Origin of the sequence: uncultured Chitinophaga sp., from assembly GCF_937874145.1 — a bacterium.
In the GTDB taxonomy this organism is placed as follows: domain Bacteria; phylum Bacteroidota; class Bacteroidia; order Chitinophagales; family Chitinophagaceae; genus Chitinophaga.
In genome coordinates this window covers 1-15,948 of record NZ_CALNBI010000195.1, presented here as the reverse complement: position 1 = coordinate 15,948, position 15,948 = coordinate 1, and the positions used below count along the sequence as shown (strand labels likewise).

The 15,948-nt window shown below is 55.7% G+C and carries 11 protein-coding genes and 1 pseudogene; 9 read left to right on the top strand and 3 right to left on the bottom strand.

Going from position 1 to position 15,948, the window contains the following annotated elements:
• From Q0510_RS09270 to Q0510_RS09260, 3 genes and pseudogenes are all read right to left on the bottom strand, one after another.
• Nucleotides 1-433 (bottom strand): annotated as a pseudogene (locus tag Q0510_RS09270) (1-aminocyclopropane-1-carboxylate deaminase); the annotation flags it as partial.
• A 55-nt stretch (nt 434-488) separates the two neighbouring features.
• Nucleotides 489-2,810, bottom strand: coding sequence for a family 20 glycosylhydrolase (locus tag Q0510_RS09265; protein ID WP_298710299.1), 2,322 nt, complete (start codon nt 2,808-2,810; stop codon nt 489-491).
• Nucleotides 2,811-2,847: 37 nt separating this feature from the next.
• On the bottom strand, nt 2,848-4,212 hold the full coding sequence (locus Q0510_RS09260; protein WP_298710297.1) for an alpha-L-fucosidase: 1,365 nt from the start codon (nt 4,210-4,212) through the stop codon (nt 2,848-2,850).
• A 259-nt stretch (nt 4,213-4,471) separates the two neighbouring features.
• Here Q0510_RS09260 and Q0510_RS09255 point away from each other — a divergent pair, with 259 nt between their 5' ends.
• The 9 genes from Q0510_RS09255 to Q0510_RS09215 all read left to right on the top strand — a co-directional run bounded on the left by Q0510_RS09255 (nt 4,472) and on the right by Q0510_RS09215 (nt 15,631).
• A complete protein-coding gene (locus tag Q0510_RS09255; protein ID WP_298710295.1) occupies nt 4,472-5,371 on the top strand; it encodes a sugar phosphate nucleotidyltransferase in 900 nt (299 codons plus the stop codon).
• Between the two features lie 9 nt (nt 5,372-5,380).
• Nucleotides 5,381-6,448 (top strand): aminoglycoside phosphotransferase family protein, encoded by a 1,068-nt coding sequence (locus Q0510_RS09250; RefSeq protein WP_298710293.1) that lies wholly within the window; start codon nt 5,381-5,383, stop codon nt 6,446-6,448.
• 433 nt (nt 6,449-6,881) lie between these two features.
• Nucleotides 6,882-7,784 (top strand): branched-chain amino acid transaminase, encoded by a 903-nt coding sequence (locus tag Q0510_RS09245; RefSeq protein ID WP_298710292.1) that lies wholly within the window; start codon nt 6,882-6,884, stop codon nt 7,782-7,784.
• Between the two features lie 259 nt (nt 7,785-8,043).
• Nucleotides 8,044-9,723, top strand: coding sequence for a dihydroxy-acid dehydratase (gene ilvD / locus Q0510_RS09240; protein WP_298710290.1), 1,680 nt, complete (start codon nt 8,044-8,046; stop codon nt 9,721-9,723).
• The gene (gene ilvB / locus Q0510_RS09235) at nt 9,689-11,440 is read left to right on the top strand and encodes a biosynthetic-type acetolactate synthase large subunit (RefSeq protein WP_333863997.1); all 1,752 of its coding nucleotides are present in this window, start codon (nt 9,689-9,691) and stop codon (nt 11,438-11,440) included. Before ilvD ends, ilvB begins: the two co-directional genes overlap by 35 nt.
• A gap of 26 nt (nt 11,441-11,466) precedes the next feature.
• Entirely contained in the window at nt 11,467-12,009 is a 543-nt protein-coding gene (gene ilvN, locus Q0510_RS09230; protein WP_298710288.1) for an acetolactate synthase small subunit, read from the top strand.
• 52 nt (nt 12,010-12,061) lie between these two features.
• A complete protein-coding gene (gene ilvC / locus Q0510_RS09225; RefSeq protein ID WP_298710286.1) occupies nt 12,062-13,105 on the top strand; it encodes a ketol-acid reductoisomerase in 1,044 nt (347 codons plus the stop codon).
• Nucleotides 13,106-13,188: 83 nt separating this feature from the next.
• Nucleotides 13,189-14,445, top strand: a complete 1,257-nt coding sequence (gene ilvA, locus Q0510_RS09220; RefSeq protein ID WP_298710284.1) for a threonine ammonia-lyase — start codon at nt 13,189-13,191, stop codon at nt 14,443-14,445.
• A 76-nt stretch (nt 14,446-14,521) separates the two neighbouring features.
• Nucleotides 14,522-15,631 (top strand): FAD-dependent oxidoreductase, encoded by a 1,110-nt coding sequence (locus Q0510_RS09215; protein ID WP_298710282.1) that lies wholly within the window; start codon nt 14,522-14,524, stop codon nt 15,629-15,631.
• Nucleotides 15,632-15,948: the final 317 nt, after the last annotated feature.

Below are 15,948 nucleotides of genomic sequence, written 5' to 3'. Positions count from 1 at the left end.
CCGTGGCGCAAAGGATATGTGAATAAGCCGTGAAATCCCCCAGTTCCAATATCTGCTCACATCCCGCCGCGCCTTCGGCATTGCCGCCCCCTTCCGGGATGATAAACGCCCCATCCGTAACAGCGCGCAATTCTCCCGGAATCTCGCCTTTCTTCGCCCTGTCGTATGCCTCCCGGGAAACATGCATGATCCGTATCCCCAGTCCCGCCGCATCCGCAAGCGTTTGCGAAGGCTCCCGCGGCGCCTCGCCCCGCACGATCCCCGTGACAGGAACGCCCAATAACCGGCAGGCCGCCGCCGTGGCATGCAGGTGGTTCGACCAGGGACCCCCGAACGTCACCACGGGCAAACCGCCCGCCGCTGCCAGGTTGCGCTTCAACTTAAACCATTTGTTGCCCTGCACCAGCGGATGGATACGGTCCAAACGCAACATGGCTGCCCGGATGTTCCCCGGCAGCCATGTCGTATCAAAATTTTGCAATAAGTCCTTAGTGGAAAAGCGCATTCCGCAAGTTAAGGCTTTGTTTGCCTTTCACGCCGATATTGATTTTCAGCATATCGCCGCCGCCCGCGTCGAAGTACTGCACTTTAATGCGGTGGTAGCCCCTGCGCAGGGGCACGATACCCGTTTGGGTGGTGGGCGCATGCTCGCCGTCGTTCTGCACGATCTCTTCTCCGTCGATGCTCACGATGGAGCCGTCGTCTGAAGTGGAAGCGATCTCATACAAGCCGTCTTCCTCCACTTTCACGAATCCTTCGAAGATGGCGCCAAAAGCAGGGTGCCGCTGGAACGCGCGGATCGAGAAATCATTCATTACGCCGCTGGTATCCGCCGTACCGCTCACTTTCGCCGCCGCCGTAAACGTTTTGAAATACCCCTGGAATTTAATCCCCCTGCCGGCCGGCGTTACGCTCACCGCGGGCTTGTAAGACTTCCGGGTGTAAGTATTGCTGTAAACCCCGCTGCTGCGGCCCGATTCAGGCAAAGTCACAATGTATTTCAGGGTGATGGTTTCATCCCGTTTCGGTGCAATGATAATCGGTGCACCTGCTACCGGACTTTTCACCGTCGGCTCCGACCCGTCGAGCGTGTAATGGATCACGGCGCCTGCCATGGGCGGTTCCAGTTTCACCACGGAGCGCTGCGCCGCGTTCTGGATCGTGGACGCGCCCACGCCTTCGCCACCACCGCCGGAAGGATCGGCGATCACGGTGTTTTCGGCACCGATGGCTTCGGGGATACGGAAGTTCACGCCGCGCTTGTCGAGGTCGTACAACACGCCGCGCATGCGCTTGCGGAAGTCGGTGTAATTCTTCTTCGATTTCGGGCTCCAGGTGATCTCCGCCAGCGCCAGGGCGCGGGGGAAAGTGAAGTAATCCGAAACGGGGCCGGAAGGAATGTATTCCGTCCACACATTGCCCTGCACGCCGATGATATGTTTCTGTTCTTCGGGCGTGAGGTCGGCGGGGAACGGTTCGTAGCTGTACACTTTATCCAGCGGGAGATATCCGCCGATGGCGAGGGGCTCGCCGGACGGTGCGCCCTGGTAGTAATCGAGATAGAGGTAAGTATTCGGCGTCATGATCACGTCGTGGCGCTGGCGGGCGGCTTCCTTGCCACCAGCTTCGCCGCGCCAGCTCATCACAGTGGCGTCGGGCGCGAGGCCGCCTTCGAGGATCTCATCCCAGCCAATGATCTTGCGGCCTTTGGCGTTGAGGAATTTTTCCATGCGGGAGATGAAATAACTCTGCAGCTCATGCTCGTCTTTCAGCCCCAGCGCCTTGATGCGCGACTGGCATTTGGCGCATTGCTTCCAGCGGTCCTTCGGGCATTCGTCGCCGCCGATGTGGATGTACTGGCTGGGGAAGAGGGGCAGGATTTCGGTGAGCACGTCTTCCAGGAACGTAAACGTTTCCTCGTTGCCCGCGCAGAAAACTTCTTTGTGAACGCCCCATTTGGTGGACACTTCATACGGCCCGCCGGTGCAACCCAGCTGGGGGTAGGAGGCGAGCGCCGCGGTGGCGTGGCCCGGCATTTCGATCTCGGGGACCACCGTCACGAAGCGTTCCGCGGCGTAGGCCACGATGTCTTTCACTTCTTCCTGTGTATAAAAACCGCCGTGCGGCGTTCCGTCGAATTTATTTTCGCTGAGATGGCCTTTGGACGTCTCCTTCCGCTGCGATCCCACGGTGGTGAGGCGCGGGTATTTCTTGATCTCGATGCGCCAGCCCTGGTCTTCGGTCAGGTGCCAGTGGAAGCGGTTAAGCTTCAGCGAGGCGATCACGTCGATATACTGCTTGATGTAATTCACCGGCAGGTAATATCTTCCTACGTCGAGCATCACGCCGCGATAACCGAAGCGCGGCTGGTCTTTGATGGTGACCTGCGGCAGCACGAGCCCCAGCTTGGTCTTGTTCCGCGAGATCTGCTGCAGGGTTTGCAGGCCGTAGAACAATCCGGCTTCGTGCCCTTGCAGCACGGCTTTGCGGTTGGTGACGGTGAGCTGGTAACCTTCGGCGGGCAAATGGTCGTCGTCCGAAAAGATCACCTGCGCGTCCTGCATGGTGCCTTTCTGCAGTTTCAGGCCGAAGTTGGCGTCGAGATAAGCGGCATAGAGTTTAGCCATGCGCTCGGCGGATTCGCTGTTGGCGAAATACCGGGCTTTGGCGCCCTGCAGGATCAGTGTTCCCGTTTTTTCCTCGATGGAGGCCGGCACGGGCACCACATTCACCTGGGGCCTGGCCGTCAGCTGCGCCTTCGTGGCGAACGTCAGGCACAGGGCTAAAGCGGATAGGAGCGTTTTTTTCATCTGTGCGTTTTTATATACGTGGGTTTTTAGGCATGGTCTATCCCTGCAATCCACCCTTCCCGCGGTACAGTTTCACGGGCTTGTCGAGCTTCAGTTCCAAAACGGTCATATACTGATCGAGGACGGTTTCGGGCACATTGATGTAGACGATCCCGGGCACAGGGCTCCAGCTGATCTTGCCTACGATCTTGTGCTTCAGTTTTGTTCCGTTCCCCACAACCGTGATTTCTTTGATCGCGTTATCAAGCCCTTTCACCATGATCTCGCCGGATTGTCTGGCGGGCAGGAAGAGGTAGAGTGTGGAAGAATCTTTACTTAAAGTAGTAGGCCCGTAGAAGTGCCCCTGCGGGATGCCGCCGAGCGTACCGAAAATGGCGGTCTCATGCTTCTTGTTCCATTTGCCCAGTTCGCGGAGTACGTTCTCTTCCTCGGGAGGAATGGTGCCGTCTTCCCTGGGACCGATGTCCAGCAGCATATTGCCGCCGTTGCCGATAGCGTCCGCGAATATGGTGATCACTTCGTAAGGCGTTTTCCAGTTGGTGTCCTGCGGCTGCCATCCCCAGTTGTTGTTGATGGTCATGCAAAGCTCCCACCAGTGGAAGTTCGGGCGCTGCACGGGGAAGTTCTGCTCCGGCGTGTCGTAGTCGCCATATCCCATAAGGCGGCCGTTGATGATGGTGTTGGGATTGTGCGTGGTGAGCATCTTGCGCACTTTCTGCGCTTCCCACTCATCGGCGCTGTGTTCCCAGTCGCCGTCGAACCACCAGAGGTCGGGGTTGAACTGGGTCATAACCTCGGCCATCTGTCCCTGGTAAAATTTGCGGAAGCGTTCCCAGCGGGCGGTGTCGTCTTTGATCTGGTAGCGGCTGCTGTCTTTGAGGTAACCGGGGTAATCGTCGCTGGTCCAGTCGATCAGCGAGAAGTATGCGCCGGCTTTAATGCCGCGTTGGCGGATGGCTTCGAAGAAGGGTGTGAGCACGTCGCGTTTGGCCGGTGTGGCTTTGGCCGTGCTGAGGTCGTTGAGTTTGGTATCCCAGAGGGCCACGCCGTCGTGGTGTTTGGTGGTGATCACGGTGTAGCGGGCGCCGGAGGCGGCGATGAGGTCGGCCCAGGCCTGGGGATCGTATTTGCTGGCTGTGAAGCCTTTTATCTGCGCCATGTAATCGGCGTGTGAAATCTTTTTGTTGTGGAAGCTCCAGCTTTCATCGATCCCGTTCACGGAATAGATGCCCCAGTGGATGAAGATCCCGAGCTTGGCGTCGGCGAACCATTGCATTTTCTCTTTGATCTCTTCCGGGTTCGTTTTTTGTTGCTGCTGAAGCGGCTGCTCCTGCTGCGGCCCCTTTTGTGCGCAGGAGACAAGTAGCGACGCCATGGCTCCCGCCAGTACTAGTTTTTTCATTTGAAGTTGTTTGTTAACAAGAAATTCATGAACACTGTTTCTCAATTCCCCGTTGCTTATCATACTTGGTGTTGGCATGAGCGGGGTGGATGCTCCCGTAGGGGGCAAGGTCACAAAAATAGACGGATTCAATAAAAACGGCGCTTTTTTTGTATAACCGGTCGAAAAAATAACGGATTATAACGGTTTGGGAAAAATTTAATGTTTACTTTTAGCCCCCGATATTAATTCGACCTGACAATTAAAACTAATATCAGCAATGCAACCGACTTTATTGATCCTGGCGGCCGGTATGGCCAGCCGGTACGGAAGTTTGAAACAGATCCAGCAATTTGGCCCCAGCGGTGAAACGATCATCGACTATTCCATTTATGACGCTATCCGCGCAGGTTTTGGAAAAATCGTGTTCATTATCCGTGAAAATTTCGCTGAAGAATTCAAAGAGATTTTTGAGCCGAAACTGAAAGGCAAGGTAGAAACGGCTTACGTTTTTCAAAATATGAACGCATTCACCGACGGGTTCGAAGTTCCGGCCGATCGTACGAAGCCCTGGGGCACAGCTCATGCGGTACTTTGCGCGAAAGACGCCATCAGCGAACCTTTCGCCGTGATCAATGCGGATGACTTCTATGGCCGCGATGCTTTCGAGAAAATGGCCGAGTTCCTCCGCAACGAATGCGATTCCAACCGCTACAGCGTGGTAGGTTATGAACTGGGCAAAACCGTGAGCGATTACGGCTCCGTATCCCGCGGCGTTTGCGAAGTGAATGCAGAAGGCAACCTGGCCGGTATCGTTGAGCGCACCAAGATCGCCGTGGAAGACGGTAAGATCGTGTATGAAGACGGCGACCAGAAAGTGGAACTGGGCCCCAAAACGCCTGTGTCCATGAACTTCTGGGGCTTCGACCCTTCCGTGTTCGAAGTAAGCGAGAAACTGTTCACCCAGTTCCTCGAGCAGAACCTCTCCAATCCCAAGTCCGAATTCTTCATCCCCATCGTGGTGGACTCCTTCATCGCTGCGGGCCTCGGTTCCGTAAAAGTGATCCCCACCAGCTCGCAATGGTTCGGTGTTACCTATAAGGAAGACGCTCCGGGCGTACAGGCCTCCCTGTCCGCACTCGTGAACGGCGGAGAATATCCCGACAACCTCTGGAAATAAGCAGCATTAATGGTACATACCGACATTATCAGCGCATTCGGGCTTCAGCCCGGCGAATTCAGCATACAAAAATTCGGGAGCGGGCACATCAACAACACGTTCCTGCTCACCGGGCCCAATTATAAGCGTTACATCCTCCAACGGATCAACACCTACGTTTTCCGCGAGCCCGATGTCATCGCCCGCAATCTCAAACTGGCAGGCGATTACCTCGACAAGCACCATCCGGAATATCTCTTCATCAAAGCCATCCCCACGGTGGCGGGAGAGGAGATGTACCAGCATGGCGATGAATTCTGGCGGATGATCCCCTTTATCGCCGATTCTACGTCGGTAGACCAGGCGGACAATACCCGGCAGGCATATGAAGCCGCGAAGCAGTTCGGCCTGATGGCGCGGATGTTCCACGGCATCGACCTGCACGACTTCAGGGCTTCTATTCCCAACTTCCACAACCTCACCCTGCGTTACGCTTCCTTCCAGGAGGCCATCCGCACGGCGAAGGAAGACAGGAAACAGTTCGCCGAGTCGCTGGTGGAGGAATTCCTCCGGCACAGCGATATCGCGGTAACTTTCGAGTCGCTGAAAACCAACCCGGAATTCACCGACCGCCTGATGCACCACGATACGAAGATCAACAACGTACTGCTGAAGAAGGGCACCTTCGAAGGCATCTGTGTCTGCGACCTCGATACCCTCATGCCCGGCAAGGTAATCTCCGACCTGGGCGATATGGTGCGCACGTATGTGTGCCCCGTGAGCGAAGAGGAACGCGATTTCAGCCAGATCGAAGTGCGCGACGAATATTACGAAGCCCTCATGAAAGGGTATCTTTCCGAAGTAGGGAGCACCCTCACCGAAACGGAGAAGCAACACCTCTTCTATGCCGGCAAGTTCATGATCTATATGCAGGGCATCCGCTTCCTGACCGATTACCTGAACGGCGACGTATATTACCCGATCAAGTATCCCGAGCATAATTACAACCGCGCGAAGAACCAGCTGACGCTGCTGCAGCAGCTCATCAATAAAGAGCCGCAGCTCCAGGCGATCATCGGCAAATGCCTCGCTTCCTGACGGAAACGTACATATTATGGAAAGCCCCCGGCACCGGGGGCTTTTTTATTGTTAGACAGCGTGCCGGTATATAGCAGTATTCTTGAAATTTTTCCAAAATTGACCGGTTTTGTTTCGATTTTATTAAAAAACGGAAGCTGGATTGATTTTTCACGAAATATCGCTTCGGGGTTTGTTTTTTATTTTGATCGCTTATACATTTGTATCGATAACAAAAAATCACAGCACCTCCATGTGGGTAAATAAAGACAATAACAAAATCAATCACATCGTAGCGCAGCTCAACTGGGCCATTACGCTCGTCGTGATCGTCGTTGTCATTATTACCCGCCAGCCAATTGGAGGATAGACAAGCGTGTATAATCACAACGAATAATAAACGCCTTCCTCCACCGGGAAGGCTTTTTTTTTGGGTACGCAAATTCCAATTTTTATGTATAGCTATTACAACGAAAACACGATTCTTTACTACAACGGTGAGTTTTTAAAAGCCACCGAGGCCAAAATCGACCTGTACGGCCAGTCGCTGCACTACGGATACGCAGTATTTGAAGGGATCCGCGCATACAAGACCGCCAGCGGGGAAGTGAAGATCTTCAAGGCGAAGGAGCACTTCGACCGTTTCAAGCGCTCCTGCGAACTGATCCACATGCCGTACGATTTCAATAACGAAGAATTGATCGCAGCATGCTATAAAGTATTGGAACTGAACAACATGACCGAAGCGTACATCCGTCCGCTCGCCATTTGTCCTCCCAACATGACGCTGAAGGCTGCTGACGAAACCCATGTTCTCATCTGTGCATGGGAATGGGGCGCGTACCTGGGCGAGAAGCTCCTGCGCGTAATGCTTTCTTCCTACCAGCGCCCGAACCCCAAAGCGTTCAAGATCGAATCCAAAGCCGCCGGCCTGTACGTGAACTCCATCCTCGCCTCCCAGGAAGCGAAGAGCAAAGGTTACGACGAAGCCCTGCTGCTGGATATCGACGGTTTCGTGGCCGAAGGCCCCGGCGCCAACCTCTTCTATGAGAAAGACGGCACTATCTATACACCCGCCAAAGGCAATATCCTGCCCGGCATCACCCGCGCTACCGTGATCGAGATCTGCCAGGAACTGGGTATCCCCCTGGTGGAAAAGCAAATCACCGTAGACGAGCTGTATGAAGCGGATTGCGTATTCTACTGCGGTACCGCTGCCGAAGTCGTAGGCTGGGACAGCTTCAACGACAAAGGATTCGCCAAACCCTGGGCCCAATCCCTCGGTAAAGTCATTCAGCAGGCTTACAAAGCGAAAGTGCTGGAGAAAGAATTTGACAGAGCGGCTATTCCTGCCTGATATTAAAGGAGATACCCCCTGCCTCCGGGGCCCCGGAGGCAGGGGAAACTTCCCCTCCCTAAAAAGCGTCCATGGCCGTTGAATGGCGTAAACGCTTTTCCCTCCAATCCTCACCCACAGCGGTTTTTGGCTCTCAATGCCACCTTTTGAAGACCGGGAGCAGCCAAATTATAGGTTTGAATTTCACGCGCCCCGGGTATAATTTCAACGATAATTCAACATTTCAGACTGCCGACAACGGTATTTTAACCGATAGATCATGGAGTTAAACAAATACAGCAAAACGATTACGCAAGACCAGACGCAGCCCGCCGCACAGGCGATGCTGTACGGGATTGGACTGACCGAAGGTGACCTGAAGAAAGCGCAAGTGGGCATCGTGAGCATGGGCTACGACGGCAACACCTGCAACATGCACCTGAACGACCTGGCGAAGAAAGTGAAAGACAGCGTTTGGGCCAACGACCTCGTGGGCCTCATGTTCCACACCATCGGCGTGAGCGACGGGATTAGCAACGGTACCGACGGTATGCGTTATTCCCTCGTGAGCCGCGATCTGATTGCAGACTCCATTGAAACCGTTTGCGGCGCACAATATTATGACGGCCTGATCACCGTTCCGGGATGCGATAAAAACATGCCCGGCTCCCTCATCGCCATGGGCAGGCTGAACCGCCCCGCCATCATGGTGTACGGCGGCTCCATCGCCCCCGGCAAATGGAGAGGGCAGGACCTCAACATCATCTCCGCCTTCGAAGCCCTCGGGCAAAAGATGGCCGGCAACCTCGACGATTCCGATTTCAAGGAAATCATCCAACATAGCTGCCCCGGCGCGGGCGCCTGCGGCGGAATGTACACGGCCAATACCATGAGCTCCGCCATCGAAGCCATGGGTATGAGCCTCCCGTACAGCTCCTCCAACCCCGCCACCAGCAAAGAAAAGCATGAAGAATGCGCCGCGGCCGGCAAAGCTATCCGCCTGCTGCTGGAAAAAGACATCAAACCGCGCGACATCATGACCTTCGAAGCGTTCGAAAACGCCATCGTAGTGATCATGGCCCTCGGCGGCAGCACCAACGCCGTGCTCCACCTCATCGCCATCGCGAAATCGGTGGGCGTAAACCTCACCATGGACGACTTCCAGCGCCTGAGTGACTCCACTCCGCTGATCGCGGACCTCAAGCCCAGTGGCCGTTTCATGATGCAGGACCTCCACGAGATCGGCGGCGTTCCCTTAGTCATGAAATACCTGCTGAAGAAAGGTATGCTCCACGGCAATTGCCTCACCGTAACCGGCAAAACCATCGCGGAGAACCTGGAAGCGGTACCCGATATCGAATTCGAGCAGCAGCCCATCATCGTGCCGCTCGAAAAACCACTCAAAGCCAACGGCCACATCCAGATCCTGTACGGCAACCTCGCCGAACTGGGCTCCGTGGCCAAAATCACCGGCAAAGAGGGCGAGCGCTTCACCGGCCCCGCCCGTGTATTTGACGGAGAGTTCGAACTGATCGCAGGGATACAAAACGGTCGCGTGAAAGCAGGCGACGTCGTCGTTATCCGCTACGTAGGCCCCAAAGGCGGACCCGGCATGCCGGAGATGCTCAAGCCTACCAGCGCGATCATGGGCGTTGGCCTGGGCAAGAGCGTTGCGCTCATCACCGACGGCCGTTTCTCCGGCGGTACTCACGGTTTCGTGGTTGGGCACATTTGTCCTGAAGCCTACGACGGCGGCACCATCGCGCTGGTGAACGACGACGATATCATCGAGATCGATGCGGTGAACAACGTAATCAAAGTGAACGTGTCGGACGAAGAGCTGGCAAAACGGAAGGCGGCCTGGAAACAGCCTGCCCTCAAAGCAACGAAAGGAATCTTATTTAAATACGCTAAACAAGTTAAAAATGCAACAGAAGGATGTGTTACCGATGAAGAGTGAAGACTCTGACAAGCGGACTGCCGCCGCACCCGAAATCATCACCGGTGCGGAAGCCGTGATACGGTCGCTGATTGCCGAAGACGTGGACACCATTTTCGGTTACCCCGGTGGTGCTATCATGCCTATCTATGACGCCCTGTATGATTTTCAGGATAAAGTCCACCATATTCTCGTTCGTCACGAACAAGGCGCTACCCACGCCGCACAGGGTTACACCCGTGCAGGCGGTAAGACCGGCGTTGTGTTCGCCACTTCCGGCCCCGGCGCCACCAACCTGGTGACCGGCCTGGCAGACGCTTATATGGACTCGACCCCCATGGTCTGCATCACCGGCCAGGTAGCCGCGGTGCTCCTCGGAACAGACGCTTTCCAGGAAACGGACGTGATCGGTATCACCACGCCCATCACCAAATGGAATATCCAGGTGACCCGTCCGGAAGATATTCCGGGTGCCATCGCCAAAGCCTTTTACGTAGCGAAGAGCGGCCGCCCCGGGCCCGTACTGGTAGACATTACCAAGAACGCGCAGGTGGGCAAGCTCGACTTCCAGTATAAAGCCTGCGATTACATCCGCAGCTACAAACCCGTACCGGTGCTCGACATCGAACAGGTGAAGAAAGCCGCGGAAGTGATCAACAGCGCGAAGAAGCCTTACATACTGGCCGGCCACGGCATCCTGATCTCCGGCGCGGAGAAGGAACTGGTGGCGCTGTCGGAGAAGGCGCAGATCCCTGTGGCGTCTACGCTGCTGGGGCTGTCCGCCATGTCTACCTCGCACGCCAACTACGTGGGTATGCTGGGCATGCACGGGAACTACGGTCCGAATATAAACACCCTTGAAGCAGACGTGATCATCGCCATCGGCATGCGGTTCGACGACCGGGTGACCGGCGAGGTGGCCTCATACGCCCGTCAGGCAAAGATCATCCACTTCGAAATCGATAAAGCGGAGATCAACAAGATCATCAATGCCGACGTGGCGGTGCATGCCGACGCGAAGGAAGCCCTCACCGCATTGCTCCCCCTCATCAACAAGGCGGATCATGCCGAATGGCTGGAAACCTTCCGCGCGGCCGACCGTAAAGAAGAGGAGATGGTGACGAAGAAAGAGTTGTACCCCACCGAAGGCCAGCTGAAAATGGCGGAAGTGGTAAGGCTCATTTCCGAGCAGACCGACGGCCGTGCGATCCTCGTGACCGACGTAGGGCAGCACCAGATGATCGCCAGCAGGTATTACCGTTTCAAGGACCCGAACACCAACATCACCAGCGGCGGTATGGGCACAATGGGCTTCAGCCTGCCGGCGGCCATGGGCGCCAAAGTAGGCGCTCCCGACAAAACGGTGGTGGCCGTGATCGGCGACGGTTGCTTCCAGATGACGCTCCAGGAACTGGGCACCATCTACCAGACGCAGATCGGCGTGAAGATCGTGATCCTCAACAACAACTTCCTCGGGATGGTGCGGCAATGGCAGCAGCTGTTCTTCGACAAGCGTTACTCTTCCACCGAAATGATCAACCCCGACTTCGTGCAGATCGCGAAAGGGTTTTATGTTCCGGGCCGGAAAGTGACGGAGCGCAGCGAAATCGCGGCCGCCGTGAAGGAAATGCTCGATACGCCCGGCGCTTATTTGCTGGAAGTGGTGGTGGAACAGGAAGATAACGTATTCCCGATGGTGCCCGCAGGCGCACCGCTTTCCGCCATCCGCCTCGCGTAGTCATTAACCATTAACAGGACCAAACAATGCAAAAAGAATATACCGTTACGGTGTATACGGAAGACCGGATCGGGATCACCAACCGCATCACGGTAATCTTCACCCGCCGTGGCATCAATATCACCAGCCTTACCACCGCCGAAACGGAGGTGCCGGGCGTATATAAGTTTGTCATCACCGTACTCAGCACCCGCGACCTGCTGGAGAAAGTAGTAGGGCAGATCGAGCGGCTCATTGAGATCCACCGCGCGTTCGTTCATGAAGAAGACGAAGTGGTGTACCAGGAACTGGCGCTGTACAAGATCTCCACCAAAGCGCTCCACCAGGGCGATATCGAGAAGATCATCCGCGACAACAACGCCCGCATCCTCACCATCACCCCGGATTATTTCGTGCTGGAGAAAACGGGCCATCAGCAGGAGCTGATCGGCATGCTGCAAAAACTGGAGCCGTACGGCCTCATAGAATATACCAAGAGCGGGCGCGTAGCCATTGTGAAATGGAGCCGCCGCTTCCACGAACATCTGAAGGATTTAAGCCTGCAGGAAGCAGACAACCTGAAAGATTAATTTATCAGTATTACGAACAACATTAAAACTTTTAAAACAACACTATCACAACATGGCAACCATCAATTTTGGCGGGGTTCTGGAAGACGTAGTAACCAGAGAAGAATTCCCCATGGAAAAGGCAAGAGAAGTGCTGAAGAATGAAACGATCGCTATCATCGGTTACGGCGTACAGGGCCCCGGCCAGGCGCTGAACCTGAAAGACAACGGTTTCAACGTTATCATTGGTCAGCGCAAGAATTCCAAAACCTGGGATAAAGCCGTTGCTGACGGATGGGTACCGGGCGAAACGCTCTTCGAAATCGAGGAAGCCGCTGAAAAAGGCACCATCATTCAATACCTCCTCAGCGACGCCGGCCAGATCACACTGTGGCCGACCCTGAAGCCGTTCCTCACCAAAGGTAAAGCCCTGTATTTCTCCCATGGCTTCGGTATCACTTATAAAGAGCAAACCAATATCATTCCCCCGGCAGACGTGGACGTGATCCTGGTAGCCCCCAAAGGCTCCGGTACTTCCCTCCGCCGCCTGTTCCTCGCAGGTCAGGGCCTGAACTCTTCCTTCGCTATCTTCCAGGACGCAACCGGCCACGCACGTGACCGCGTTATCGCCCTCGGTATCGGCGTAGGTTCCGGTTACCTCTTCGAAACCGACTTCAAAAAAGAAGTATTCTCCGACCTCACCGGCGAGCGTGGAACCCTGATGGGTTGCATCCAGGGCATCTTTGCCGCGCAGTATAAAACCCTCCGCGACAACGGCCACTCTCCCTCCGAAGCGTTCAACGAAACCGTGGAAGAGCTCACCCAGTCCCTCATGCCCCTCGTAGCCGAGAACGGTATGGACTGGATGTACGCCAACTGCTCCACTACAGCCCAGCGCGGTGCGCTCGACTGGTGGAAGAAATTCCGCGACGCTACCCAACCGGTGTTCGACGAGCTGTATGCTTCCGTAGCCGCTGGTAAAGAAGCGCAACGTTCCATCGACCTCAACAGCCAGGCGGATTACCGCGAGAAGCTGAATGCGGAGCTGGAAGAGCTGCGTAACAGCGAAATGTGGCAGGCAGGTGCAGCAGTGCGCAAGCTTCGCCCCGGCAAATAATAAAGCCACAAAAAAATAGAAAAGAAAAGTGCCACCTCCCCGGTACGGTACTTTTCTTTTTTATTTTTTAACCAATCATTACAATGTCTCAAGTACTCCATACAATCGATACGCAACAAATCCTCGCAGCAGCAAACCGGCTTAAAGGCGTTGTAACCCGCACGCCGCTTACGTACAATTCCAACCTCAGCAGAAGATACCAGGCCAACGTCTACCTCAAAAGGGAAGATATGCAGGTCGTACGTTCCTACAAGCTCCGCGGAGCTTACAACATGATGAGCACCCTCGCCCCCGAACTCCTCGCCAACGGCGTAACATGCGCCAGCGCAGGGAACCACGCGCAGGGATTCGCCTGGTCGTGCCGCCGCCTCAACGTTAAAGGCGTCGTGTTCATGCCCATCATCACACCCAAACAGAAAGTGAACCAGGTGAAAATGCACGGCGGCGACAGCATAGAAATCCGCCTCGTCGGCGATACCTTCGACGACTGCTCCGCCGAAGCGCAGGCCTTCACCCGCGAACATAAAATGACCTTCATCCCGCCGTTCGACGATCCCCGGATCATCGAAGGGCAGGGTACCGTAGGCCTCGAGATCCTCGAAGACCAGCCCAAAGTGGATTACATCTTTATGCCCATAGGCGGCGGCGGACTCGCCTCCGGCGTGGGTAGTTACTTCCGCACTTTCAGTCCCGATACAAAGATTATCGGCGTGGAGCCGGAAGGCGCCCCCTCCATGCTAAAAGCCCTGGAAAACGGCGGGCCCGTTACGCTTCCGGAGATCGACCGCTTCGTAGACGGCGCCGCCGTGAAACGGGTGGGTGACCTCAACTACCAGATCTGCCGCGACGTGCTCGACAAAATGAGCCTCGTTCCCGAAGGGCGCATCTGCTCCACCATCCTGCGGCTTTATAACGAAGACGCCATCGTGGTGGAACCCGCCGGCGCGCTTTCCATGGCGGCGCTCGACGATTACGCCGAAGAGATCAAAGGGAAAACGGTGGTGTGCGTGGTGAGCGGCAGCAACAACGACATCGACCGGATGCAGGAAATCAAAGAACGCTCGCTGCTGTACGAAGGCCTCAAACATTACTTCATCGTCCGCTTCGCGCAGCGCCCCGGCGCACTGAAGGAATTCGTGAACCACGTGCTGGGCCCCGACGATGATATCACGCGCTTCGAGTTCATCCAGAAGCATAACAAGGAAACCGGTCCTGCCCTGGTAGGCGTGGAGCTGAAATTCCGCGAGGATTACGACAAGCTCCTGGCGAACCTTGCGCGTTACAACATTCATTATACCGAGCTGAATAAAGACGACAACCTGTTCGGTTACCTCGTTTAGTATTGGTTCAACCTATAGTAGTAGTGTTAAGTCCCCGGTTGTATGACCGGGGCTTTTTTTTAATTACATTCGTGCTATGCTCAGTTACTGGGAACAGCAAAGCCTTATCGCTTACGATTGCATTGTGATCGGCAGCGGGATTGTGGGATTGTCGGCGGCTATCAGCCTGAAGGAGAAATCCCCCCGCCGCAGGATCGCCGTGCTGGAGCGGGGGCTGCTGCCAGTGGGAGCGAGCACCCGGAACGCGGGCTTCGCCTGTATCGGGAGCCTCACCGAAATTCTCGACGACCTGGGCCATATGCCGCCGGAAGACGTGGTGAGCCTGGTGAATCTCCGCCGCAGAGGTTTACAGCTCCTGCGCGCCCGCATCGGCGATGAACGGATGGATTACCGGGAAAACGGCAGTTACGAGCTTATTTCGGCCGCGGAGGCGCCTGCTTTGGCGCGCCTGGACGAAGTCAACGAACTGCTCGGCGGCATTCTCCCCGGACCGGCCTTTTCCCTGGCCGACGGCAAGCTCGCTCAAACGGGTATTGTGGCCGAACACCTGGTGCAGAATAATTACGAAGGTGAACTCAATACCGGCAAAATGATGCGCACCCTCATCGATCTCGCCATCGAAAGGGGGATAGAGATCAAAACAGGGTGCGAGGTACTGGGGATCGATGAGTCCGCCGGCACCGTGACCGTCCGCATCGCCGGAGGGCTTTCCCTTACGGCGGCGCAAGTGGCAGTGTGCACCAACGCCTTCACGCCGGACTTGCTCCCGGGGCTCGATATCAAACCCGGGCGCGGGCAGGTGTTAGTCACTGAGCTTGTGAAGGGGTTGCCGTTCAAAGGCATTTACCATTTCGATAAAGGATATTATTATTTCCGTGAACTGCAGGGCCGCATACTTTTCGGCGGCGGCCGCAACCTCGATTTCGAAGGAGAAACATCAACCGAACTGACGCTGAACGAAACCATCCAGGCAGACCTGGAAGAAAAACTGCGCACGATTATCCTGCCCGGCAGGGAAGTGGCCATCGCACACCGCTGGTCGGGCATCATGGCTTTCGGCGGCACGAAGCAGCCCATCATCCAGGCGCATTCACAACGTATATTCCTGGCCGTGAGGATGGGCGGCATGGGCATCGCAATCGGATCCGAAGCGGGGCGCATGCTGGCGGGACTGGTGCCGGCATAACATATTCTCGTTTACTGGTATTTAATTCGCTGCGGCTTGTAATCGCCGCAGCCTTGCAGTATATTGTTCAAGCAACGTTTACGGTTATGAAAAAGATCCTTGTACTCATGATGGTGCTGGGGAATTCGGCCCTGGCGCAACAATCACCGCTCACACTTTGGTATGCGAAGCCGGCAGGCCGCTGGTGGAGTACGGGCGGATTTCCTTCGCCGTCTGGATGAAGCTCTCGATGTCCTTGTAGAACAGGCCCAGACCAACCATCGCGCCTTCGTTGAAGTACCACTCAAAGCCCAGGTCCACGTTGGTGGCGCGGATCG

What these genes read in the sequence shown, in the direction of transcription:
- Q0510_RS09265 (WP_298710299.1), bottom strand. Translation starts at nt 2,810, where the DNA reads ATGAAAAAAACGCTCCTATCCGCTTTAGCCCTGTGCCTGACGTTCGCC.
- Q0510_RS09260 (WP_298710297.1), bottom strand. Translation starts at nt 4,212, where the DNA reads ATGAAAAAACTAGTACTGGCGGGAGCCATGGCGTCGCTACTTGTCTCC.
- Q0510_RS09255 (WP_298710295.1), top strand. Translation starts at nt 4,472, where the DNA reads ATGCAACCGACTTTATTGATCCTGGCGGCCGGTATGGCCAGCCGGTAC.
- Q0510_RS09250 (WP_298710293.1), top strand. Translation starts at nt 5,381, where the DNA reads ATGGTACATACCGACATTATCAGCGCATTCGGGCTTCAGCCCGGCGAA.
- Q0510_RS09245 (WP_298710292.1), top strand. Translation starts at nt 6,882, where the DNA reads ATGTATAGCTATTACAACGAAAACACGATTCTTTACTACAACGGTGAG.
- ilvD (WP_298710290.1), top strand. Translation starts at nt 8,044, where the DNA reads ATGGAGTTAAACAAATACAGCAAAACGATTACGCAAGACCAGACGCAG.
- ilvB (WP_333863997.1), top strand. Translation starts at nt 9,689, where the DNA reads ATGCAACAGAAGGATGTGTTACCGATGAAGAGTGAAGACTCTGACAAG.
- ilvN (WP_298710288.1), top strand. Translation starts at nt 11,467, where the DNA reads ATGCAAAAAGAATATACCGTTACGGTGTATACGGAAGACCGGATCGGG.
- ilvC (WP_298710286.1), top strand. Translation starts at nt 12,062, where the DNA reads ATGGCAACCATCAATTTTGGCGGGGTTCTGGAAGACGTAGTAACCAGA.
- ilvA (WP_298710284.1), top strand. Translation starts at nt 13,189, where the DNA reads ATGTCTCAAGTACTCCATACAATCGATACGCAACAAATCCTCGCAGCA.
- Q0510_RS09215 (WP_298710282.1), top strand. Translation starts at nt 14,522, where the DNA reads ATGCTCAGTTACTGGGAACAGCAAAGCCTTATCGCTTACGATTGCATT.